Source organism: Allorhizobium sp. DMC15 (assembly GCF_056314065.1).
This window is the reverse complement of record NZ_JBQUZB010000002.1, coordinates 141763-162135: the sequence shown is the minus strand read 5'-3', so window position 1 is coordinate 162135 and position 20373 is coordinate 141763. Positions and strand designations below refer to the sequence as shown.

At 62.0% G+C, this 20373-nt stretch carries 20 protein-coding genes and 1 tRNA gene; 13 read left to right on the top strand and 8 right to left on the bottom strand.

Going from position 1 to position 20373, the window contains the following annotated elements:
- Window positions 1-3: 3 nt before the first annotated feature.
- On the bottom strand, window positions 4-333 hold the full coding sequence (locus tag ACT53S_RS09310) for a BrnA antitoxin family protein (RefSeq protein ID WP_142067965.1): 330 nt from the start codon (window positions 331-333) through the stop codon (window positions 4-6).
- A complete protein-coding gene (locus ACT53S_RS09305; protein WP_476066761.1) occupies window positions 299-589 on the bottom strand; it encodes a BrnT family toxin in 291 nt (96 codons plus the stop codon). Before ACT53S_RS09305 ends, ACT53S_RS09310 begins: the two co-directional genes overlap by 35 nt.
- A 219-nt stretch (window positions 590-808) precedes the next feature.
- Between ACT53S_RS09305 and dnaG the strand changes: the two genes are divergently transcribed.
- The 3 genes from dnaG to rpoD all read left to right on the top strand — a co-directional run bounded on the left by dnaG (window position 809) and on the right by rpoD (window position 6637).
- Window positions 809-2800 (top strand): DNA primase, encoded by a 1992-nt coding sequence (gene dnaG / locus ACT53S_RS09300; RefSeq protein ID WP_113375425.1) that lies wholly within the window; start codon window positions 809-811, stop codon window positions 2798-2800.
- Between the two features lie 65 nt (window positions 2801-2865).
- A complete protein-coding gene (locus ACT53S_RS09295) occupies window positions 2866-4170 on the top strand; it encodes an adenylate/guanylate cyclase domain-containing protein (protein WP_476066760.1) in 1305 nt (434 codons plus the stop codon).
- 403 nt (window positions 4171-4573) lie between these two features.
- Window positions 4574-6637 carry an RNA polymerase sigma factor RpoD gene (gene rpoD, locus ACT53S_RS09290; RefSeq protein WP_113375427.1) on the top strand — a complete coding sequence of 688 codons (2064 nt, stop codon included), beginning with the start codon at window positions 4574-4576 and terminating at the stop codon, window positions 6635-6637.
- 59 nt (window positions 6638-6696) lie between these two features.
- On the opposite strand, the gene ACT53S_RS09285 is transcribed toward rpoD, so the two are convergent.
- Window positions 6697-6936, bottom strand: coding sequence for a DUF2798 domain-containing protein (locus ACT53S_RS09285; RefSeq protein WP_113375428.1), 240 nt, complete (start codon window positions 6934-6936; stop codon window positions 6697-6699).
- A 419-nt stretch (window positions 6937-7355) separates the two neighbouring features.
- On the opposite strand from ACT53S_RS09285, the gene ACT53S_RS09280 reads away from it, so the two are divergent.
- Window positions 7356-8414 carry a DUF930 domain-containing protein gene (locus ACT53S_RS09280; RefSeq protein WP_476066759.1) on the top strand — a complete coding sequence of 353 codons (1059 nt, stop codon included), beginning with the start codon at window positions 7356-7358 and terminating at the stop codon, window positions 8412-8414.
- 19 nt (window positions 8415-8433) lie between these two features.
- On the opposite strand, the gene ACT53S_RS09275 is transcribed toward ACT53S_RS09280, so the two are convergent.
- Window positions 8434-9033, bottom strand: coding sequence for a LysE/ArgO family amino acid transporter (locus tag ACT53S_RS09275; RefSeq protein WP_113375430.1), 600 nt, complete (start codon window positions 9031-9033; stop codon window positions 8434-8436).
- Window positions 9034-9123: 90 nt separating this feature from the next.
- Between ACT53S_RS09275 and ACT53S_RS09270 the strand changes: the two genes are divergently transcribed.
- Window positions 9124-10050, top strand: a complete 927-nt coding sequence (locus ACT53S_RS09270) for a LysR family transcriptional regulator ArgP (protein ID WP_142067975.1) — start codon at window positions 9124-9126, stop codon at window positions 10048-10050.
- A gap of 62 nt (window positions 10051-10112) precedes the next feature.
- A complete protein-coding gene (locus tag ACT53S_RS09265; RefSeq protein WP_142067977.1) occupies window positions 10113-10493 on the top strand; it encodes a nuclear transport factor 2 family protein in 381 nt (126 codons plus the stop codon).
- An 18-nt stretch (window positions 10494-10511) separates the two neighbouring features.
- On the opposite strand, the gene ACT53S_RS09260 is transcribed toward ACT53S_RS09265, so the two are convergent.
- Window positions 10512-10973 (bottom strand): heme-degrading domain-containing protein, encoded by a 462-nt coding sequence (locus ACT53S_RS09260; protein WP_142067979.1) that lies wholly within the window; start codon window positions 10971-10973, stop codon window positions 10512-10514.
- A 141-nt stretch (window positions 10974-11114) separates the two neighbouring features.
- On the opposite strand from ACT53S_RS09260, the gene ACT53S_RS09255 reads away from it, so the two are divergent.
- The 4 genes from ACT53S_RS09255 (at window position 11115) to ACT53S_RS09240 (ending at window position 13119) form a co-directional block, all read left to right on the top strand.
- Window positions 11115-11531, top strand: coding sequence for a secondary thiamine-phosphate synthase enzyme YjbQ (locus ACT53S_RS09255; RefSeq protein WP_142067980.1), 417 nt, complete (start codon window positions 11115-11117; stop codon window positions 11529-11531).
- A gap of 172 nt (window positions 11532-11703) precedes the next feature.
- On the top strand, window positions 11704-12066 hold the full coding sequence (locus ACT53S_RS09250) for a hypothetical protein (protein ID WP_174238510.1): 363 nt from the start codon (window positions 11704-11706) through the stop codon (window positions 12064-12066).
- A 405-nt stretch (window positions 12067-12471) separates the two neighbouring features.
- Window positions 12472-12771 carry a hypothetical protein gene (locus tag ACT53S_RS09245; protein WP_142067984.1) on the top strand — a complete coding sequence of 100 codons (300 nt, stop codon included), beginning with the start codon at window positions 12472-12474 and terminating at the stop codon, window positions 12769-12771.
- 24 nt (window positions 12772-12795) lie between these two features.
- The gene (locus ACT53S_RS09240; protein WP_142067986.1) at window positions 12796-13119 is read left to right on the top strand and encodes an ATPase inhibitor subunit zeta; all 324 of its coding nucleotides are present in this window, start codon (window positions 12796-12798) and stop codon (window positions 13117-13119) included.
- 25 nt (window positions 13120-13144) lie between these two features.
- Here ACT53S_RS09240 and ACT53S_RS09235 read toward each other — a convergent pair whose 3' ends face one another.
- Window positions 13145-13369, bottom strand: a complete 225-nt coding sequence (locus tag ACT53S_RS09235; RefSeq protein ID WP_113375439.1) for a hypothetical protein — start codon at window positions 13367-13369, stop codon at window positions 13145-13147.
- A gap of 224 nt (window positions 13370-13593) precedes the next feature.
- On the opposite strand from ACT53S_RS09235, the gene ACT53S_RS09230 reads away from it, so the two are divergent.
- Complete coding sequence (locus tag ACT53S_RS09230) at window positions 13594-13956, top strand: hypothetical protein (protein ID WP_174238511.1); 363 nt, start codon at window positions 13594-13596, stop codon at window positions 13954-13956.
- Window positions 13957-13961: 5 nt separating this feature from the next.
- On the opposite strand, the gene ACT53S_RS09225 is transcribed toward ACT53S_RS09230, so the two are convergent.
- Window positions 13962-14037, bottom strand: a tRNA-Ile gene (locus ACT53S_RS09225).
- A 189-nt stretch (window positions 14038-14226) separates the two neighbouring features.
- Between ACT53S_RS09225 and ACT53S_RS09220 the strand changes: the two genes are divergently transcribed.
- On the top strand, window positions 14227-14970 hold the full coding sequence (locus ACT53S_RS09220; RefSeq protein ID WP_142068125.1) for an SIMPL domain-containing protein: 744 nt from the start codon (window positions 14227-14229) through the stop codon (window positions 14968-14970).
- A gap of 74 nt (window positions 14971-15044) precedes the next feature.
- On the opposite strand, the gene ACT53S_RS09215 is transcribed toward ACT53S_RS09220, so the two are convergent.
- Window positions 15045-16301, bottom strand: coding sequence for an AGE family epimerase/isomerase (locus ACT53S_RS09215; RefSeq protein ID WP_142068127.1), 1257 nt, complete (start codon window positions 16299-16301; stop codon window positions 15045-15047).
- A gap of 158 nt (window positions 16302-16459) precedes the next feature.
- Between ACT53S_RS09215 and metH the strand changes: the two genes are divergently transcribed.
- The gene (gene metH / locus ACT53S_RS09210; RefSeq protein WP_476066758.1) at window positions 16460-20215 is read left to right on the top strand and encodes a methionine synthase; all 3756 of its coding nucleotides are present in this window, start codon (window positions 16460-16462) and stop codon (window positions 20213-20215) included.
- Window positions 20216-20373 lie beyond the last annotated feature (158 nt).

Sequence of the window (20373 nt, the reverse complement as noted above, 5' to 3'; positions counted from 1 at the left end):
GTTTCAGCCCTTCAACCGCTTCTGTTCATCGACGAAATGGCGCAGGACCGCGTTGATCCGGGTCTGGTATCCCTTGCCGGTCGCCTGGAAGAAATCGACGATATCCGGGTCGAGCCGGATCGAGATCGCCTTCTTCCTGTCGGGGATGACCATCTTGGCCTTGGACCAGTCGATGTCCATGAAGTCCTGCCAGTCGGGATCGTCGCGCATGGCGCGCTCGATGTCTTCGTCGGTCATCGCATCGACGCGCGCCCAGTCGGTTTGGCTTTCACCGCGGGCGATCATCTCCTCGATCTCTTTAATCGTATATCTGACGATATTTTCTTTGCTCATCGTCTCTTGCCGCCCTTGCGGAAATGATGCGGCAGATCTCACCGCGCATAGTGAAAACCACGGCAATTAGCTTAAGGCTCATGGGGCAGATCGCAAGTGTGCGAAACTCTGTACCCCTATTTGACTCCATGTCGAGTCGGGGGCCGGTCTTGAGGGACCTCGCTGCGTCGATGAAGTCTATCCCGTGTTTTTGAACTTTGGAACGACGTTTGGCCTCGTCCCAGTCAAATCCATCCAGTTCGTTTTCGCTGTTCATGGAGACCAATCCAGTGGTTCGTGTCTGTCGCAGAATTCATCGGCACTCCATCACGACTGCGTTTGGTCTTTTCAGTGATCAGTTACTTCTAATCGAATTACGATTGTATATACGATCCATCCCGCGAAATCAACGGCTGTGAATAGCGGGCATCTCGCGCGAAAGCCTTGGCGTCGTCGTCCGTCCCTGCCTATATGAACATCAGAATTCAGGTGACCGATGCGTTTTTCCAACGACTTCCTCGACGAGATCCGTGACCGCGTGCCGATTTCGGCCGTGGTCGGCCGCCGTGTGACCTGGGATCGAAAGAAGACCAACGTCTCCCGACAGGATTACTGGGCCTGCTGCCCATTCCATGGTGAGAAGAGCCCGAGCTTCCATTGCGAGGATCGCAAGGGGCGATATCACTGCTTCGGTTGCGGCGTTTCCGGGGACCATTTCCGCTTTTTGACGGATCTCGAGGGGTTGAGCTTCGTCGAGGCGGTGCAGCAGGTGGCGGATATGGCGGGCATCGCCATGCCCCAACCCGATCCCCAGGCTGAGCGACGCGAACGGGAACGGACCACGCTGCAGGACGTCATGGAGATGGCGACGCAGTTCTTTCAGGACCAGTTGCAGACGGCGAGCGGTGCGCGCGCGCGCGCCTATCTGCGCGAACGCGGGCTGACTGGTCGCACGATCGAGACCTTCCGCCTGGGTTACGCGCCGGAGAGCCGTAATGCCCTCAAGGAGCATCTCGCGGCCAAAGGCGTCCCCAAAGATCAGATCGAGGCCTGTGGGCTCGTGGTGCATGGACCGGACATCCCTGTTTCCTACGACCGTTTTCGCGACCGGATCATGTTTCCGATCCTGTCGTCGCGCGACAAGGTGATCGCCTTTGGTGGGCGTGCCATGTCCCCGGATGCGATGGCGAAGTATCTGAATTCCAACGAGACCGAGCTTTTCCACAAGGGCAATGTGCTCTACAATTTTTCCCGGGCGCGCCGCGCGTTGCAGGGGGCAGATGGCGCCGATACGCTGATCGCCGTCGAAGGCTACATGGATGTGATCGCGCTTCACCAGGCGGGGATCGAAAATGCCGTCGCTCCGCTTGGAACGGCGCTGACCGAGAACCAGTTGCAGCTGATGTGGAAGACGACGCCGGTCCCGGTCTTGTGCTTCGATGGTGACGGGGCAGGGCAGCGCGCCGCCTTTCGCGCTGTTGATATCGCGCTTCCGCATCTGAAGCCGGGGCAGTCGGTTCGGTTTGCCATGCTGCCAGACGGCAAGGACCCTGATGATCTCGTCAAGCATGACGGGCGTGCGCCTTTCGACCGGGTGATGGCGGAAGCGCAGCCGCTTGCGGCCATGGTCTGGACGCGCGAAGTGGGAAGCGGGGTCTTCGATACGCCAGAGAAGCGTGCAGAGCTCGAAGCGAAGCTGAAACAGGTGGTCGCGGGCATCGCCGACGAAAATGTGCGCCGTCACTATCAGCAGGACATTCGTGATCGGCTCTATGCGTTTTTCCAGGGTAGCCAACCGCAGCGGGCGGAGCGTGGCTATCAGAGCAATGGTCGGGGTCAGGGCGGCCAGGGGCGTTTTGGCGGGCGCGCGCCCGGCCCGGTGGCTGCCGGTCGGGGAGCGATTTCAGACCGGCTGGCGCGTTCGGGTCTGGTGCGCGGCCATCAGGAGCAGCCAACGCTGCGCGAGAGTGTTCTGGCTCTTACAATCGTCAACCATCCCAATCTGTTGGAAGACGAATATGATGAAATCGCCGCGATCGAGTTCGAGAATGTCGCCCTGCAAAAGCTCTGGTCGTCGCTGCTGACGGCGGTGGCGGAAGTCGACCACGGTCTCAATCGGGACGTGTTGGTCGGAAAGCTGGAAATCCACGGTCACGGCGCGCTGTTACGAGCGCTCGATCAACAGATCCGAAATGCGCGGTTGTGGACTGCGACGGAAATCGCCGCAGCCGAGGATGCCCGCGAGGGGTATCGCCAGGCATTGTCGTTGTACAAACGGGCGCGAGCGCTGAAGCGTCAACGCAAGGAGCTGGAGCGCGAGGTGGCAGAGGCGACGGAAGCCGACGATGCCGAGCGTATCGACCAGTTGATCAGCGCGCTGCACGAGGTGCAGTCGGAGGTGGCGCGGATGGAGAATCAGGAGGCGATCATCGACGGTTTCGGTGTGATGTCCGGCCGCGTTAAAGGAGCAGCGACCGGCCACCATTAGGGGGCTGTGCTCTTGATGGTGGCGGAACGAGTGATGAGGCCGCTGGGCGTCGAGCAGGGGGAAGCGTGTCGCCGGACGATGTAAAGTACGTGATTGCTCAGGAAGGGCTCAGACGCCGATCCACCTGGCGTCTTCCCAATGCCGTGTGGTGGGTGGCGCGGATCGGCACGGCGGGTTATCCGCCGAGGATCCGGCGGCGCCTTGCCGTCACCAACATCATCTCCGCCATGGTCAGCCTGATGACCATTCCTTATATCCTCCTCTACGCGGCATACGATCCGGTCGGGCTGATGCCGGCTATTCTGGCCTTTTCGCCGCAGATCGTGCTCTACGCACTGACGCCTCTTTTTCACCGCTTTGGTTCGACCGTCGGGGCAGGCTATCTCTGTCTCCTGTGGCTTGCCTTCGGGCTCGGCTATTGCTGGTTCTTCGGTCGGGACTCAGGTCTGCATTTCTACTTTCTTCCGGGTGCCGCCGCCTCGATGTTGGTTTTCGGGTCCGAACGGCTCCTGCTCTCTGCATGCGTGACACTGACGGCGCTCGCAGCCTTCATGGTGACTGAGCTGTTCTTCATCGCGCCGGTAAGCTTCATCGAGGTTGACCAAACTTTTCTGCAATTGCTGTATCACCTTACGGTGCCGCTCGCCTTCCTGCTCATCTTCACGACGTCCTTCTTCGCCTTCAAGGAGGCATCACAGGCAGAGATCGCGCTCGAGGCGGAACATGCCTTTTCCGAGCGCCTTCTGCAGAACATATTGCCGCCGAGCGTGGCGCTCAGGCTGCGGGATCACGAGACCTTGGTCGTGGCTGACCAAGTGGCATCGGCGACCATCTTGTTTGCCGATCTCGTCGACTTCACGCCGCGCGCTGCCCGTTGGGATCCCCATCAGGTCGTCGCTTTCCTCAGTCGGGTTTTCACACGGTTCGATTCGCTCGCGGGTGCCTACGGCCTTGAGAAGATCAAGACGATCGGGGACGCATATATGGTAGCGGGTGGCCTGCCGGAGCCGATGGTCGACCATGAGGCGGCGGTCGCTCTGATGGCGCTCGACATGCTGGAGTGTTGCCGCCGGATTTCCGAGGAGGTGGGCGAGCGCGTCGATGTGCGGATCGGTCTCGACACCGGTCCGGTGGTGGCCGGCGTGATCGGTCCAAACAAGCTGCTCTACGATGTCTGGGGCGATACCGTGAACACGGCCGCTCACATGGAATCGCACGGTGTGGCCGGGCGTATCCAGGTTGCCGACTGTCTCAAGTCACGACTCGACGACCGCTTCCAATTTGAACTTCGCGGGGAGATCGATGTGAAGGGAAAAGGGCCGATGCGGGTGTGGTTTCTTACGGGTGCGCGCAAGACGGGGCGGGAATGAACGAGACGCTGCAGAATCTCCGGCGGGGAGCGGCAGCGCCCCTTGTTTCCGGGGACTTGTGTCCTACATCTGCGAAGATCGGTGATAAAGACGCCGTATGACGGCTTGTTTTGTTGATTTTCTTCGTCTGTGCTGCAGAAGAGCTTGACGCCAGGAAAAATTGTGGGAATCACCAATCCAAGCACACAAGGGTGACGTGGGTTCTGACGGATCTCTGGTATGATGATAGGTCATGCAGACAATCGAAGGTTCGGCGCTGCGACCGCAATGCCCATAGTTAATCAGGAATTAAGCAACACTCCGTTAGGTCAGTGACAAGCGATACGCCCGGGTGAGTGGCCGGCTCTCCCATCCGTCCGGCGGTTCGCAGCATGATCAGACGTCAGGGAAAGCGACGAGATAGATGGCATCGAAAGTCAAAGAAAACGAAGAAGCCGACGGCGAACGCGACGGCGCGACGGACGGTCCGCTTCTCGATCTTTCCGATGACGCGGTCAAAAAGATGATCAAGGCCGCGAAGAAGCGCGGCTATGTGACCATGGACGAGTTGAATTCGGTCCTGCCATCGGAGGAAGTCACCTCCGAGCAGATCGAAGACACCATGGCCATGCTGTCCGACATGGGCATCAACGTCATCGAGGACGAAGACGCCGATGAGCCGGCGGCTGCCGAGGACGGGGACGACGAAGAGGGCGAAAGCGAAGGTGGCGAGCTTGCGCCGTCCGCCGGCACCGCCGTTGCGACCGCCAAGAAGAAAGAGCCGACCGACCGTACCGACGACCCGGTGCGCATGTATCTGCGCGAAATGGGCTCCGTCGAGCTTCTGTCACGCGAAGGCGAAATCGCGATCGCCAAGCGCATCGAGGCTGGCCGCGAGACCATGATCTCGGGCCTCTGTGAGAGCCCGCTGACCTTCCAGGCGCTGATCATCTGGCGCGACGAGCTGAACGAAGGCACGACGCTGCTGCGCGAGATCATCGATCTCGAAACCACCTATTCCGGTCCGGAAGCCAAGGCTGCGCCGCAGTTCCAGTCTCCTGAAAAGATTGAGGCTGACCGCAAGGCCGCCGAAGAGAAGGAAAAGGAGCGCGCCAAGCGTCGCCCGCAGGCCGCCTCCGGTGACGACGACGACATCACCGCCATCGGCGGCGAAGGCATGCCGCCGGAAGAAGAGGAAGAGGACGAGGACGAATCGAACCTGTCGCTGGCTGCGATGGAATCGGAGCTGCGTCCCCAGGTCATGGAGACCCTCGACCTCATCGCCGACACCTACAAGAAGCTGCGCAAGCTGCAGGACCAGCAGGTGGAGGCACGTCTTGCCTGTGCCGGCACGCTGTCGTCCGGCCAGGAGCGTCGTTACAAGGAGCTCAAGGACCAGCTCATCACGGCGGTTAAGTCGCTGTCGCTGAACCAGAACCGCATCGACAGCCTTGTCGAGCAGCTCTACGACATCTCCAAGCGTCTGATGCAGAACGAGGGGCGCCTGCTGCGTCTCGCCGAAAGCTATGGCGTCAAGCGCGAAGCTTTCCTCGAACAGTATCAGGGTGCCGAACTCGATCCGAACTGGATGAAGTCGATCGCCAACCTATCCGGTCGTGGCTGGAAGGAATTTGCCAAGGAAGAGAACGCGACGATCCGCGACATCCGCGGCGAGATCCAGAATCTTGCCACGGAAACCGGTATCTCGATCGCCGAATTCCGCCGCATCGTTTCGATGGTCCAGAAGGGCGAACGCGAAGCGCGTATCGCCAAGAAGGAAATGGTCGAGGCGAACCTGCGTCTCGTCATCTCGATCGCCAAGAAGTACACGAACCGCGGCCTACAGTTCCTCGACCTCATTCAGGAAGGCAATATCGGCCTGATGAAGGCGGTCGACAAGTTCGAGTATCGCCGCGGTTACAAGTTCTCGACCTATGCGACCTGGTGGATTCGTCAGGCGATCACCCGCTCGATCGCCGACCAGGCCCGCACGATCCGTATTCCGGTGCACATGATCGAGACGATCAACAAGATCGTCCGCACCTCGCGCCAGATGCTTCACGAGATCGGCCGCGAGCCGACGCCGGAAGAACTGGCCGAAAAGCTCGCAATGCCGCTCGAAAAGGTCCGCAAGGTCCTGAAGATTGCCAAGGAGCCGATCTCGCTCGAAACCCCCGTGGGTGACGAAGAAGATTCGCATCTCGGCGATTTCATCGAGGACAAGAACGCGCTTCTGCCGATCGATGCCGCCATCCAGGCGAACCTGCGCGAGACCACGACCCGCGTTCTCGCCTCGCTCACGCCGCGCGAAGAGCGCGTCCTGCGCATGCGCTTCGGCATCGGCATGAACACCGATCACACGCTGGAAGAAGTCGGCCAGCAGTTCTCGGTGACCCGCGAACGTATCCGCCAGATCGAAGCCAAGGCGCTTCGCAAGCTGAAGCATCCGAGCCGCAGCCGCAAGCTTCGGTCGTTCCTGGATAGCTGAGGCTTTTGCACGAACGATGCTCTTGAGGGCCGGAGCGGAAACGCTCCGGCCTTTTCGCTTTATGCAGGTTGGACCAGGAGCCGGACCAGGCGACGTGTGATGGGAAGGGCCATCAGGAGCGTCGGGAAAGCGATGACCCAGGACATGGCCCAGGCGGACAGCCAGTCTGAGACGAAGTGCGGGCCCATGCCGAGGTTCTTCACGGTTGCGACGGCAGAGACCACCATGGTCATGATGATCGACAGGATGAATGGCATGAGGATGCCCGCATAGCGGGCCGGAAAGCGCGTAAGCTGCATATCGTGTTCTTTCGGAAAAGAAATCGTCGAAGGCGGATAGCACATCTCGAACCTTTGAGAATACGCCCGGCGCGGACGATTTCAGGTTTGGATGCGTTGCCTCACGTAAACGCTTACGGCCGAACGGTGTCGACAGAGCTTCGGTAGAATATTGCGAGAAGGAGCGCAAGAGGGCGGTGTGCTGCGCCACAAGCCGCGCTCGCCGTTCTGTACGCCGGGCGTTATTTTGCTGATAGGTTCGTCGCATTCATAGGACGCCTGTTGGGGGAGGCCTGTTTTGTGTCCTTCGACCGCAAAGCAGTGTGGGTATCGATCGAAGAGCGACAATCCGCCGTGCTGCTGTCGTAATTCTGATCTGATCGCGCTGGAGGTCACATATCGCCTCCCTTTTCGCCGTATTCCTCGGTATGGATCAACCGATGGTCGACAAGAGTCTGAAACGCCGGTGGCGCCCGAATGCCGGGCTTGCCGTCTCGCTGCTGCTGCATGCAGCCGTGGCGGGCGTTCTGCTGTTGTCGCTCTTTCTCCGATCGGATCCTGCGGCAGAGGAGCCCGTCGTCGAGGTGACGCTGGTCGCGCCTCCGGAGCCGGCGGCGGAAGAGACCGTACCCACGGAGCCGGCGGCCCCTGAGCCTCCGCCTGAACCCGAGCCCGAGAAGACGGCCGAGGAACAGGCTCAGGCCGAGCCGCCACCCCCGCCAGAGCCTCCGCCCGCGGCCGCCGAGGCCGAAGAACAGCCGACATTGCCGGATGCCAGCCAGGCGCCGATCCCTGTGCTGCGGCCCGTGGTGAAGTTTGCCGAGAAGGATTCGGGACCGGAGGTCTCCAAGGGGACGGAGGCTGAAGCGGGCCTGACAGCCGAGGCGGCATCAAAGCTCGAAGAGGCGGAGCAGGAGGCCGCTGCAACCGCGCCGCAGCCGGAGATCGATCTGCCGGAGGCGACGCTTGCTGAGGAAGCACCGATGCCCGATGCGGGGGATGAGGCCGTGCAGGGGGACGGGGCCACGCCTGCGCCGCCTGCAGTAACTCAGGAAACGGACCAGCAAGACAGGCTTGCCGAGGCGCAGGCTGCGGAGGAGGAAAAAGCAAAGCCGATCAAGGAGGCTGCCCTGGTTCCCCGCGAAGTGAAGAAGCTGTTCTCGACCGCGCTTTCCGGCGACGAAGCCGCGGCGACCGCCATGGCGGGGCTCTCCCGTCAAGAGCGCGGAGACCAGTTGTGCGGCACCGAACTAAGCCAGCAGTTGCGCAATGGTCGACCGGCCTATGTCCCCTATCTCCTGCCGATCCTGCGGCTGAAGGAGGGCAATGTCATCGACGTCAAACTGGCGGCATTTCGCGACGTCAATGGGGACTGGATCAACATCGGCGTCCGTTGCGAAGTGGACGACAATGCCACCGAGGTTGTCAAATTCTCGCTGTCTGTGGGCAAGCCGGTGCCCAAGGCCGAATGGCGTGCACGGGGCTTCCCCGAGAGCTGACGACGCGGTTCACCCGCATTCAGCGAAGAAGGCTCAGGCCGATCACGGCCATGATCATGGCGATGAGGCCGTCCAAAACCCGCCACGCCAGCGGCCGGGCGAAGAGCGGCGCCAGCAGACGAGCGCCATAGCCGAGACTGAAAAAGAAGATAAAGGAGGCCGTCATCGCGCCAAGGGCGAAGGCTGGTTCCTGGCCCGGATAACGGGTTGAGATCGAGCCGAGGAGGACCACCGTGTCGAGGTAGACATGCGGATTGAGCCAGGTGAGCGCTATACAGGTCAGGAGGGACGTGCGCAGGCTTGTCCGTTTGTCCTCATTGGGCTCCAGGGCGCTGCCGCCGGCAAGCGCATTGCGCAGGCTGCGTGCGGCATAGACCAGCAAGAAGGCGGCTCCAGTGTAACGCATCAGCGGATCGAGCCACTCAAGGCGGGCCAAGACCGTCGCAAAACCCGCAACACCAAGGGCAATCAAAAGCGCATCTGAGACCGCGCAGGTGAGAACCAGCGGCAGGACATGCTCTCGGCGCAGTCCCTGGCGCAGGAGGAAGGCGTTCTGCGCCCCGATCGCAACAATCAGACTGAGGCCCAGCAGGAAGCCGGCGGTGAGGGCATAGATCATGGCATTCAGTGTCCCGTCTTGTGTTTTCTCCCTAGCGCGGGCATCGTCATTAGAGAAATTCATTCGGCTAATTCTGCATTAGAGCTTTCGATGTTCGATCCGTCTCACCTGGCCGCGCTTTCCGCCATCCTTCGCTCCGGCAGCTTTGAACGGGCGGCAAGCGAACTGGGCGTAACCCAGTCGGCCGTGTCGCAGCGCATCCGTCTTCTGGAAGAGCAGGTTGGCACGCCGCTCGTCATTCGCGGGCAGCCTTGCCGGGCAACCGGAGCTGGAGGTCGCGTCTTCCGCCACGCCGAGGAACTGCGATTGCGGGAGCAGGAGTTGCGGCTGGATCTTGGCATGCACAGCGCGCTTGATGGTGACGCCTCGATCGCAACAGCCAAAGACGCGCGCGGTTGGCCGGCAGTGCGGTTGGCGGTCAATGCCGACAGTCTCGCGACCTGGTTTCTGCCGGCGCTCGGACGGGCCGGGGGCCTGTTGTTCGACCTCGTCGTCGACGATCAGGATCACAGCGCGGACTGGCTGAAGCGCGGCGAGGTGAGGGCGGCGATCAGCAGCATGGCACGTCCCGTGCAGGGGTGTGACTGCAAGCCGCTGGGTGCGCTCCGCTACCTCGCCACCGCCAGCCCCGACTTCGTTCGACGCTGGTTCGGTGATGAGGGTGCGACGACAGAGAGCCTGATGCGAGCGCCCATGCTGACCTTCAACGCGAAAGACCGGCTGCAGTCGCGCTGGGTAGAACGAGCCTACGGCAGGCCCGTGACTGGCCCTTCCCATTGGCTTCCTTCGAGCCAGGCCTTTGTCGATGCGGCTGTCGAGGGCCTTGGCTGGGGGATGAACCCGGAAGTGCTGGTGGCGCCGGCCCTGGAAAGCGGACGGCTCTGTGTGCTGAAGCCGGACTGCCCGCTCGACGTGCCGCTCTACTGGCATGTCAGTCGCTCTGTGGAGCGGCTGATGACGCCGGTGACGAAGGCCGTCGTGGAGGGCGCACGACAGAGGCTGCGGCCGATCGCCTGACGCTGGCGGTCTTGCCTACCGACGATTGCGGCCTATTTCCAACAGCAGAAGAGGAGAGGTCGATGTCCATTAAAGATCAGACGCTTGCCGTTATCGATGCGTTGAACCGGCACGATTTCGTTGCCCTGATAACCGCTTTTGACGAGGAGGCCGTGCTCGACCTCCCAGACGGCATCCGGGTCATCGGCCATGCTTCCTTTCGGGATACGCTATCAGCCTATGTGTTGCGGCATGATCTGACGCTTGAGGATTGCGTGGTGATGATCGATGAGGCGGGATTGCGCGTCGCCGTCGAGTGCACGCTGAACGGCCAGAACCGGCGCGGCGTTGATGCCGATGCCGGGGGCGAGGAAGGCCCCTATGCGCTGCCCGCCGTCCTGGTGCTGGAACGCGAAGAGGGGGTGTTCAGCCGTCTCAGCCTGTTCTGCGCCGTGCGACCCTGACGGGTGGGGGAACCTTTCTCACGCGTTGCCCCAGATGTCCTCAAGCGCGGCGACAATCATGTCGTGGTCCTCCTGGGACTTCAGGCCAGAGACGGTGACGGCAGCAACCACGCCTGTTCCGGACACCCGGATGGGGAAGCTGCCACCGTGATCCGCATAGTCGAGGGGATCAAGTCCTAGATCAGGCGTTACGCCACGTTCCTTCAGTCTGTTCGTCTCGCCGACGCGCAGGGATGCCTTGTGGAAGCGCAGCGTTACGTTGCTTTTACGCCGGGCCCAATGATCGTTGTCTGGCGAGGCGCCGGGAAGGGCGACGTGAAAGAGTGTGCGGTCGGCCGTGCGAATGTCGATCACCACTGGGGCTGCCTGCGACAAAGCGAGTTTGACCAGCCGCTGGCCGAGGTCGAGCGCGGTGAGTTCGTCGAAAGCCTTGAAAACGAAGCGGGCTTCCTGCTTTTCGATGGTTTCGATCACGCTCATGGCTATATCCTCGTCGGCATTCTAGGGATTTGTCTGGCTGTCGTTTCGCGCGAGACTACAGACTGGGCCGCCGGTCGGCTAGAGGGCATACGGTTCGCCCTCATTGAGAGCGACAAGCAGCTGCGACGCGAGGTATTGTGCATGGTTCAGCGACGATTGACGATCGAGACACGCGGGGCCGGGCTCTACGAGTTTACCGAGGCCGCCGAAGACTTCGTCGGACGATCCGGGGCGGAGGAGGGGGTCTTGACGGTCTTTGTCCGCCACACGTCCTGCTCCCTGCTCATCCAGGAAAATGCGGATCCATCGGTCCAGGTTGATCTGCAGGCCTTCTTCCGTCGCCTCGTGCCACCGACGACGGACCCCCGGATGGATTACATCACGCACCGCGACGAGGGGCCGGACGATATGCCGGCCCATATCAAAGCGGCACTTCTGCCGGTCTCGTTGAGCATTCCCTTTTCCCAGAGGCGCCTGCTGCTCGGCACCTGGCAGGGTCTCTATCTCGTCGAACATCGCGACCGGCCGCATCGGCGCGAACTGATCCTTTCCCTTTGAGTCCAGGTCATTTCTTACCTGGCGAGCCACCTGAACCCGTGCTGAATGGGCGCTTCGGACTGTGTTCAGCCGGCGCCCGTTAGTTTCCTCCCAATCGCTCCTGAGAGCGGGCACAACACAAGACACGGGCGAGACGTCCGATGTGTTCAGAGGAGACACGCATATGACTGGCATGCTTCGCAAACTCGCAATAGCAGCCCTGGTCTCGATCACGGCGACAACCGGGATGGTTTCGACGGCCTCGGCAGACAGTTTTGGCTGGGGCATCTATATCGATGGACCGCGGGATGGTCGCGGCTGGGATCGCCCGCGTCATGACGACCGCCATCGTCCGGGCTGGGACCGCCCGGGCTGGGACCGTCGCGGCCAGTGCCATCCCCACCAGGCCGTCGAGAAGGCGCGCTGGAACGGTCTTCGTCGCGCCTTCGTTGCCGATGTCTCTCCCCGTCGCGTGGTGGTCGCCGGCGTGCGCCACGGCTATCGCGACCGGGTGGTCTTCGCCAATGTTCGCGGTTGCCCGCTGATCCGGCGCTGACGAAGGGGGGCGCCAGACCGGATTGTCCGCCGTCGGGCTGCTGCATCCCCCGGGTCATGCGGGGCGGGTTCCAAACGGATCCCCCCGCATGGCCCGAACGGTTTTCATTTCTCATGAATTTCAAGCGGCAATGCCTTGAAGGCGCCAGAATTCTCCCCCATCTGATTGTCAACCCGCTGGTCCGGGCCCCTCTGGTAAGAGCTGCCGGCGCTCTTGCGATGTCGGACCGTTTCGACATCCTTGCCGGTCTGAGGACCAGACATTGCCCCGCCATGATTCTCGCCTGATCGGACCCGGTCGCTTCGCGTCGCCCGGTGACATGTTGTGCCAACCCGGCCAACCCACGCCCCGAATCCCATTTCCGCGTCTCTCTGCAGAGGCCGCCGTTAAGCGCGGGGCTCGGCGATGATCGGTGACCTGCTTGCCTGGCTTTTTACAGCCCTTGTCATCGATCCGGTTCAGGCCGAGATCGTCACCAGACTCGAACAGGTTCGTGCACCGGTGTCGGTTGTCGCAGAGGTCAATGCCTGCCTGAGCACGACCGCGCCCGCCTTGCTCGATAGGGCCGGCCGCGACTTCTGGTGGGCCGGATCGACCGCAGTCTCCGTGACGACCGGCTTCACAAGTCCCGCGGAACTGCTCGACGCATCCAATCCTGCCTGCGGTGCCGTTGCAACATACCTGACCCGGGCCGCTGACGCCTGACCCACAAACGAGGAGGAACGAGACATGACCCTGTCCCCCAATGCATCGTCGCAACACAGCGCCCCTGGGCATCACGACGACGAATCGCTCGGCAGCATCCGGGCGCGCCGCAACCTTCTTGCCGGCTACTGGGCAGGCTCGCTGATCGGGCTGAGCGGCGAGGAACTGAGCCGATATGGGGCAGACCTGCACGAGGCCGATCATGCCGTGCGTGGTGACAGTGACGTCATCGCGCGGCTGTTCGCGGATCTGGCCGCGGCCGGCCATGCGATGAGCGAGGCCGACATCGCGGCAGCGTTGCGACGTTTTCACGTTCAGGCCCTGAAAGACACCGGCTGCACCGAATGATTTTTGGCGCGGCCGTCGCTTCCGGTCACAAGCCGAGCGGCAATGCGGCCAGCGGTCCGAGCAGCATGGCGGTTGCCATGACCAAGGCGATCCGGTCGCGGGTCTCGAAGAGGGGCCCACGAAAGGCTGATGGCGGATAGCGGTGGTACGCGGCAGCCTGGGTGGTCTCATCCATGAGAGGCGTGCCTGCGTCGGTCGGCCGGACTTCGTCTTCCGGGGTGACGTACTCTCTCTCGGTCGCCGTGTGCATCTCGTGTCTCCTTTGCCGTTGAACCGTTTGTGGAGGGAAAAAAGCCGAACCTCGGGGAACGGATCCGGTTCCTGCCGGCGACTGCCTTCCTTGGTGTGGGCTTGCCAGGAGGCGGCCGTGTTATCGTGACTCTTGAGCGGGTTCTCCGTTGTGTCCTCGGCCAGACGCGCTACACTTCCCCGTCAGCATGAAAACGCTCGGGGAGGAGCAATTCGATGAGACGCATGTGGCCAGAGGAATTCAGCGCTATTCTCGAGGGTGCGGAGGAGGTGACACTCACCAGTCCCGCCCAGACCCGAGATGATGGTTCGCACAGCGAAGCAATTCGCCGTCAGGCGCTGAAAGTGCGCCTGACGCAGGCCGACTTCGAGCGTATATGGCCGCTTGCCGAGGCCCGCTACCGCCTTCAGGGCGCGCATACGGGCAAGGCGATTACCTTGATCGTCAACAATCCCCATTACAGCCAATGGCACCCCGCCGACGGCGGCACGGTCGAAAGCGTCTCCGACAGCGGTCGGAGCTATTCGACCCGCTACGTTGTGGTGCATTTCCTGCTGGATGACGTGCGGGAAGCTGTGGAGGCGTGAGGGGTTGGTGGGCCCGGAGGGACTCGAACCCCCAACCAAGCGGTTATGAGCCGCCGGCTCTAACCATTGAGCTACAGGCCCAGCCCGGCAATTGCCGTCGGGCGGGTCATGGTCACCCCGCGCCGTGAACGGGCTCTAACGCAATTTCCGGTATGCGACAAGTCTCTGCCGTAATGGCTTCACAATCCATCGTCATCACTTCTGGCGGAAGGGCATTCTGCCGGATGAGACGACAAGGTCCTCCGGCTTCGAGGGACAAAGGAATATTTCATGCTGAAATTCACACGCGGTCTCGTCATCGCCACGGCGCTTTCCGGTTCGGTTCTCTCTGCCGGTTTCGTTGCGCCGGCCTTTGCCGCCGAGGCGGAGCGTCGCGAGGCGACGATCATGGTATCGGGCGAGGGCGAAGCGACCGTGGCGCCCGATATGGCGGTCATTTCGCTGGCCGTCGTTCGCGATGCCGACACCGCTGGCGAAGCCCTTTCGGCCAATAGCGCCGCAATGGCGGAAGTGCTGGCCGATCTTAAGGGTCAGGGGATTGCCGAGAAGGACCTGCAAACAACGGATTTTTCGATCCAGCCGAAATACAAGCAGGAAACCCGCACCGACGGAACCTACGAGGCGCCCGTGATCGTCGGCTATACGGTCAGCAACGGTCTGACGGTCCGGGTCCGCGATCTCTCCAAGCTCGGCGCGATCATCGACCAGTCGGTCAAGCTCGGCGTCAATCAGGGGGGCGGCATCAGCTTCACCAATGACGATCCGGAGGCGACCATCGAGGCGGCGCGCAAGCAGGCGGTCGAAAAGGCTGCTGCCAAGGCCAAGACGCTGACGGAGGCCGCCGGCGTCAAGCTCGGCCGGGTCGTCGAGATCTCGGAGAATTTCGCCCGGCCGATGCCGCAGGTCTATGCGGCCGCACCGATGGCGAAGATGGCGGACGAGTCGGTGCCGATCGCGTCCGGCGAGAACCTCTACACGGTGACCGTCAACATCACCTATGCGATCGAGCAGTAAGAGGTGATCGCAATCCTGGAATAGAGAAAGGGCCGGTCTTCCGGCCCTTTCTCATGTGCTGGTCTTGTTGACGCTCAGACGTCGAGCGGGTGCTCCGCGATCATCTTCGTCAGGCTGCCATTGGCCGGGAAGAGCGGGATGAGGCAGGCCTGGAGGGCGTGGTAGATGTCGCCCTTGCCGGGGAAGAGGCTGTTCGACGGCTTGCCGTCTTCGGTGAGTTCCTCGAACCAGCCGCCGTGCTCCCGGTCGAGATTGTTGCCCGCGATGTAGTTCCAGATCTTGCGATAGCTTTCCTCGTGGAAGTCGCTTTCCTGGTGCTGGTTGAGGAAATGGGCGGCAGCTGCGCCTTCGCAGAGCGGCCACCAGAGTTTTGCGCGCTTGTCGGGGGCGTTCGCCCAGTCGAGCGTGTAGAAGAAGCCGCCCTTGTCCTTGTCCCAGCCGAGCGCCATGGACTGAAAGAAGAGGCCGCGCGCGGCTTCCGGCATCCAGTCGTGTTGCTTGCCGCCGAGCACCCAGAGCTGCAGGATGAGGCGGGCCCATTCCAGCCAGTGGCCGGGCGTTGTGCCGGCCGGGCGGAACATTTCGTTCGGATGGTAATAATTCCGGTCGACCACCCAGTTTTCATCGAAATGTTCAGCGACACGGAAGGCTTCTTCGCGGGCGCGGCGGTTGATGATCAGGTCGGCGATCCGCTCGGCTTTGGTGAGGTAGTGCCGCTCACCGGTTGCCTCAAAAGCGGCCATTAGGCTTTCGGTCAGGTGCATGTTGGAATTCTGGCCGCGATAGCCGGGGACCGGCTGCCAATCGGCAGAGAATTCCTCGGCGATTGCGCCGTGGCTCTCTTCCCAGAATTTCTCTTCGATCACCTGGGTGATGTCGGCCAGCATCTCGTCGGCCAGCGGATGGCCGACGCATTTGCCCGAGGAGGCGGCGAGTAGGACGAAGGCGTGGCCGTAGCCCTGCTTCGTGTCGTCGGCAGCACCGGTGTCGTTGGCCTGCCAGAAATAGCCGCCGTTCTTCTGGTCGCGGTGGCGCTCCCAAAGGTAACGCATGCCGTGGTCGACGATATCGGCAGAGCCCGGGCGGCCGAGCAGGTGGCCGATGGCATAACAATGCACCATGCGGGCGCTGGCATGGATGCCGCGGGCGGGATTGTCGGTCGAAAGCGGCTTGCCGTCCCGCGACAGGTCGTAGAAGCCGCCCTTCGGGTTGAGCGCGGGACCTTGGAAGAAATCGAACAGGCCGTCGGCCTGTGTCAGCAGCCATTTGCGATGATAGGGGCGGGTGCTCCAGGGGCTGGATGGCGATTGCTGTGATTGATTTTCCGACATTTCTTCCTCCCCGGCTGCATCGTTGCTGGTTCTATAGCCGATCAACAGCGGTCGTGTCACCGCCCGTGTATGGTGGTGTAGATAGGGCTCGCATGTTGACATAAAGATATCTTTATGTGAATTGCCTGGCGTCGCATACGCAATAGGAGACTTCGCAGATGCTCGATCAACTGTTCGGCCGTGACGGTGCTGCCCGGGACGGAGCGGAGATCCTGAAGGCGCTCAACCAAGCGGCGCGCGAACGTATCCTGATCCTCGACGGCGCCATGGGCACGGAAATCCAGGGGCTCGGCCTCACCGAAGAGGATTTCCGCGGCGAGCGCTTCCTCGGCTGCGCCTGCCATCAGCAGGGCAATAACGACCTTCTGATCCTCACCCAGCCCAATGCCATCGAGGACATCCATTTCCGCTATGCGATGGCGGGTGCCGACATTCTGGAAACCAACACCTTTTCATCGACCCGCATTGCTCAGGCCGACTACGAGATGGAAGGGGCGGTTTACGACCTCAACCGCCATGGCGCCGAACTCGTGCGCCGGGCGGCGTGGCGGGCCGAGCGCGAGGACGGCAAGCGGCGTTTCGTGGCCGGTGCCATCGGGCCGACCAACCGGACCGCCTCCATCTCGCCCGACGTCAACAATCCCGGTTATCGCGCCGTCTCCTTCGATGATCTGCGCGCAGCTTACGGCGAGCAGATCGACGGGCTGATCGATGGCGGCGCCGACATCATCCTGATCGAGACGATCTTCGATACGCTGAATGCCAAGGCGGCGATTTTTGCCTGCGAAGAGCGTTTTCTAGCTAAAGGCATTCGCCTGCCGGTCATGATCTCGGGCACGATCACCGATCTTTCCGGCCGCACGCTGTCGGGTCAGACGCCAACGGCCTTCTGGAACTCCGTTCGTCATGCCAAGCCCTTTGCTGTGGGCCTCAACTGCGCGCTCGGGGCAGACGCCATGCGCCCGCATCTGCAGGAATTGTCCGGTGTTGCCGACACCTTCATCTCGGCCTATCCGAATGCCGGCCTGCCGAACGAATTCGGCCGCTATGACCAGAGCCCGGAAGAGATGGCCGAGCTCGTTGCCGGTTTTGCCGAAGAGGGGATCGTCAATGTTGTTGGCGGCTGCTGCGGCTCGACGCCCGCGCATATCGCGGCCATTGCCGAGGCCGTGAAGGGCAGGGCGCCGCGTCAGCCTGTCGAGCATCGGCCCTTCATGTCGCTGTCGGGGCTCGAGCCGTTTGAACTCACCAAGGACATTCCCTTCGTCAATGTCGGCGAGCGGACCAATGTCACGGGCTCGGCCAGGTTCCGCAAGCTGATCACGGCGGGCGACTACGCGGCAGCACTCGCCGTTGCTCGCGATCAGGTGGAGAACGGCGCGCAGATCATCGACATCAATATGGACGAGGGCCTGATCGATTCCGAAAAGGCGATGGTGGAGTTCCTGAACCTGATTGCCGCCGAGCCCGACATCGCCAAGGTACCGGTCATGATCGACTCGTCGAAGTTTCCGATCATCGAAGCCGGCCTCAAATGCGTGCAGGGCAAGGCCGTGGTGAATTCCATCTCGCTCAAGGAGGGCGAGGAGAATTTCGTCGCGCAGGCGAAGCTCATCCGCACTTACGGTGCTGCCGTCGTCGTCATGGCGTTTGACGAGAAGGGTCAGGCGGATACCTATGAGCGGAAAGTGGAGATCTGCCGCCGCGCCTACAAGATCCTGACCGAAGAGGCGGGCTTTGCGCCTGAAGACATCATCTTCGATCCCAATATCTTTGCGGTCGCAACCGGGATCGAGGAACACGACAATTACGGCGTCGACTTCATCGAGGCGACGCGGACAATCCGGCAGGAAATGCCGCTGGTGCATGTTTCGGGCGGTGTCTCGAACCTCTCCTTCTCCTTCCGCGGTAATGAGCCGGTGCGCGAAGCCATGCATGCGGTCTTCCTCTACCATGCCATCCAGGCGGGCATGGACATGGGCATCGTCAATGCGGGTCAGCTTGCCGTCTATGAGAGCATCGATCCGGATCTGCGCGAGGCCTGCGAAGACGTGGTGCTGAACCGACGCCGCGACGGCACCGAGCGGCTGCTGGAGATCGCCGAGCGTTATCGCGGCACGGGCGAGGCCAAGGCCCGCACGCAGGACATGAGCTGGCGCGAATGGCCGGTCGAAAAACGGCTCGAACATGCGCTGGTCAATGGCATCACCGAATTCATCGATGTTGATACGGAAGAGGCGCGTAAACAGGCCGAGCGTCCGCTGCATGTCATCGAGGGGCCGCTGATGGCGGGCATGAATGTCGTCGGCGACCTCTTCGGCGCGGGCAAGATGTTCCTGCCGCAGGTGGTGAAATCGGCGCGGGTGATGAAGCAGGCGGTGGCCGTGCTGCTGCCCTATATGGAAGAGGAAAAGCGGGCGAACGGCGGACCCGGCGAGCGGCAGGCGGCGGGCAAGGTGCTGATGGCGACCGTCAAGGGTGACGTGCACGACATCGGCAAGAACATCGTCGGGGTCGTTCTCGCCTGCAACAATTACGAGATCATCGATCTCGGCGTCATGGTGCCGGCGACCAAGATCCTCGAAGTGGCGAAAGCGGAGAATGTCGACGTCATCGGCCTGTCCGGGCTGATCACGCCGTCGCTCGACGAGATGGTGCATGTGGCCTCCGAAATGCAGCGCCAGGGGTTTAACATTCCGCTCCTGATCGGTGGTGCGACGACAAGCCGGGTGCACACCGCCGTGAAGATCCATCCGCAATACAAGGCGGGCCAGGCGGTCTATGTGACCGATGCCAGCCGCGCCGTCGGCGTCGTCTCATCACTGCTCGCAGAGGATGGCAACGAGATCTATGTCGATGGCATCCGCGCCGAATATGCCAAGGTCTCCGAAGCCCATGCCCGGGCGGAAGCGGAAAAGCAGCGCCAGCCGCTGGCGTCGGCCCGGGAGAATGCCGTCAAGCTCGACTGGAGCGCCTACAAGCCGACCAAGCCTGCATTCACCGGCACGAAGGTGTTCGAGACCTATGATCTGGCGGAGCTTGCCCGCTATATCGACTGGACGCCCTTCTTCCAGACCTGGGAGTTGAAGGGGCGTTTCCCGGCTATTCTGGAAGACGAGAAACAGGGCGAGGCGGCCCGGCAGCTTTATGCCGATGCCCAGGCCATGCTCGAGAAGATCATCGCGGAGAACTGGTTCCGTCCGCGTGCCGTGATCGGCTTTTGGCCGGCCAATGCCGTGGGTGACGACATCCGGCTGTTCAAGGATGACAGCCGCGGGCAAGAACTCGCGACCTTCTTCACGCTGCGCCAGCAGATCGCCAAGCGCGAGGGAAGGGCGAATGTCGCGCTCAGCGATTTCGTAGCACCTCTGGAGACCGGCGTTCCGGATTATATCGGCGGCTTCGTGGTGACGGCCGGCATCGAGGAGGTGGCGATTGCCGAGCGCTTCGAACGGGCGAATGACGATTATTCCTCGATCATGGTCAAGGCGCTGGCCGATCGTTTCGCCGAGGCCTTTGCCGAGCGCATGCATGAGCGGGTACGCCGCGAGTTCTGGGGTTATGCGCCGGACGAGGCTTTCACGCCGGAGGAGCTGATCTCGGAAACCTATGGCGGTATCCGTCCCGCGCCCGGCTATCCGGCGCAGCCCGATCATACGGAAAAGGTGACGCTATTCTCGCTGCTCGACGCCACCAAGGCGACCGGCGTGACGCTGACAGAGAGCTATGCCATGTGGCCGGGTTCGTCCGTGTCCGGTCTCTATATCGGCCATCCCGAAAGCTATTATTTCGGCGTTGCCAAGGTCGAGCGCGACCAGGTCGAGGACTATGCCGCACGCAAGGGCATGGATGTGCGCGAGGTCGAGCGATGGTTGGGGCCGGTGTTGAATTATGTGCCGAAGGCTGACGTCTAAGGATTGATTTGCCCCTCATCCCCCTGTCGGGACCTTCTCCCCGTGAACGGGGAGAAGGGCGACTGCGGTCAGCGGCGGCGCCTCCTTCTCCCCGCTAGCGGGGAGAAGGTGCCCGAAGGGCGGATGAGGGGCTGCTAGCCGAGAACGAAGGCGGGCGC

What these genes read in the sequence shown, in the direction of transcription:
- ACT53S_RS09310 (WP_142067965.1), bottom strand. Translation starts at nt 333, where the DNA reads ATGAGCAAAGAAAATATCGTCAGATATACGATTAAAGAGATCGAGGAG.
- ACT53S_RS09305 (WP_476066761.1), bottom strand. Translation starts at nt 589, where the DNA reads ATGAACAGCGAAAACGAACTGGATGGATTTGACTGGGACGAGGCCAAA.
- dnaG (WP_113375425.1), top strand. Translation starts at nt 809, where the DNA reads ATGCGTTTTTCCAACGACTTCCTCGACGAGATCCGTGACCGCGTGCCG.
- rpoD (WP_113375427.1), top strand. Translation starts at nt 4,574, where the DNA reads ATGGCATCGAAAGTCAAAGAAAACGAAGAAGCCGACGGCGAACGCGAC.
- ACT53S_RS09285 (WP_113375428.1), bottom strand. Translation starts at nt 6,936, where the DNA reads ATGCAGCTTACGCGCTTTCCGGCCCGCTATGCGGGCATCCTCATGCCA.
- ACT53S_RS09280 (WP_476066759.1), top strand. Translation starts at nt 7,356, where the DNA reads ATGGTCGACAAGAGTCTGAAACGCCGGTGGCGCCCGAATGCCGGGCTT.
- ACT53S_RS09275 (WP_113375430.1), bottom strand. Translation starts at nt 9,033, where the DNA reads ATGATCTATGCCCTCACCGCCGGCTTCCTGCTGGGCCTCAGTCTGATT.
- ACT53S_RS09270 (WP_142067975.1), top strand. Translation starts at nt 9,124, where the DNA reads ATGTTCGATCCGTCTCACCTGGCCGCGCTTTCCGCCATCCTTCGCTCC.
- ACT53S_RS09265 (WP_142067977.1), top strand. Translation starts at nt 10,113, where the DNA reads ATGTCCATTAAAGATCAGACGCTTGCCGTTATCGATGCGTTGAACCGG.
- ACT53S_RS09260 (WP_142067979.1), bottom strand. Translation starts at nt 10,973, where the DNA reads ATGAGCGTGATCGAAACCATCGAAAAGCAGGAAGCCCGCTTCGTTTTC.
- ACT53S_RS09255 (WP_142067980.1), top strand. Translation starts at nt 11,115, where the DNA reads ATGGTTCAGCGACGATTGACGATCGAGACACGCGGGGCCGGGCTCTAC.
- ACT53S_RS09250 (WP_174238510.1), top strand. Translation starts at nt 11,704, where the DNA reads ATGCTTCGCAAACTCGCAATAGCAGCCCTGGTCTCGATCACGGCGACA.
- ACT53S_RS09245 (WP_142067984.1), top strand. Translation starts at nt 12,472, where the DNA reads ATGATCGGTGACCTGCTTGCCTGGCTTTTTACAGCCCTTGTCATCGAT.
- ACT53S_RS09240 (WP_142067986.1), top strand. Translation starts at nt 12,796, where the DNA reads ATGACCCTGTCCCCCAATGCATCGTCGCAACACAGCGCCCCTGGGCAT.
- ACT53S_RS09235 (WP_113375439.1), bottom strand. Translation starts at nt 13,369, where the DNA reads ATGCACACGGCGACCGAGAGAGAGTACGTCACCCCGGAAGACGAAGTC.
- ACT53S_RS09230 (WP_174238511.1), top strand. Translation starts at nt 13,594, where the DNA reads ATGTGGCCAGAGGAATTCAGCGCTATTCTCGAGGGTGCGGAGGAGGTG.
- ACT53S_RS09220 (WP_142068125.1), top strand. Translation starts at nt 14,227, where the DNA reads ATGCTGAAATTCACACGCGGTCTCGTCATCGCCACGGCGCTTTCCGGT.
- ACT53S_RS09215 (WP_142068127.1), bottom strand. Translation starts at nt 16,301, where the DNA reads ATGTCGGAAAATCAATCACAGCAATCGCCATCCAGCCCCTGGAGCACC.
- metH (WP_476066758.1), top strand. Translation starts at nt 16,460, where the DNA reads ATGCTCGATCAACTGTTCGGCCGTGACGGTGCTGCCCGGGACGGAGCG.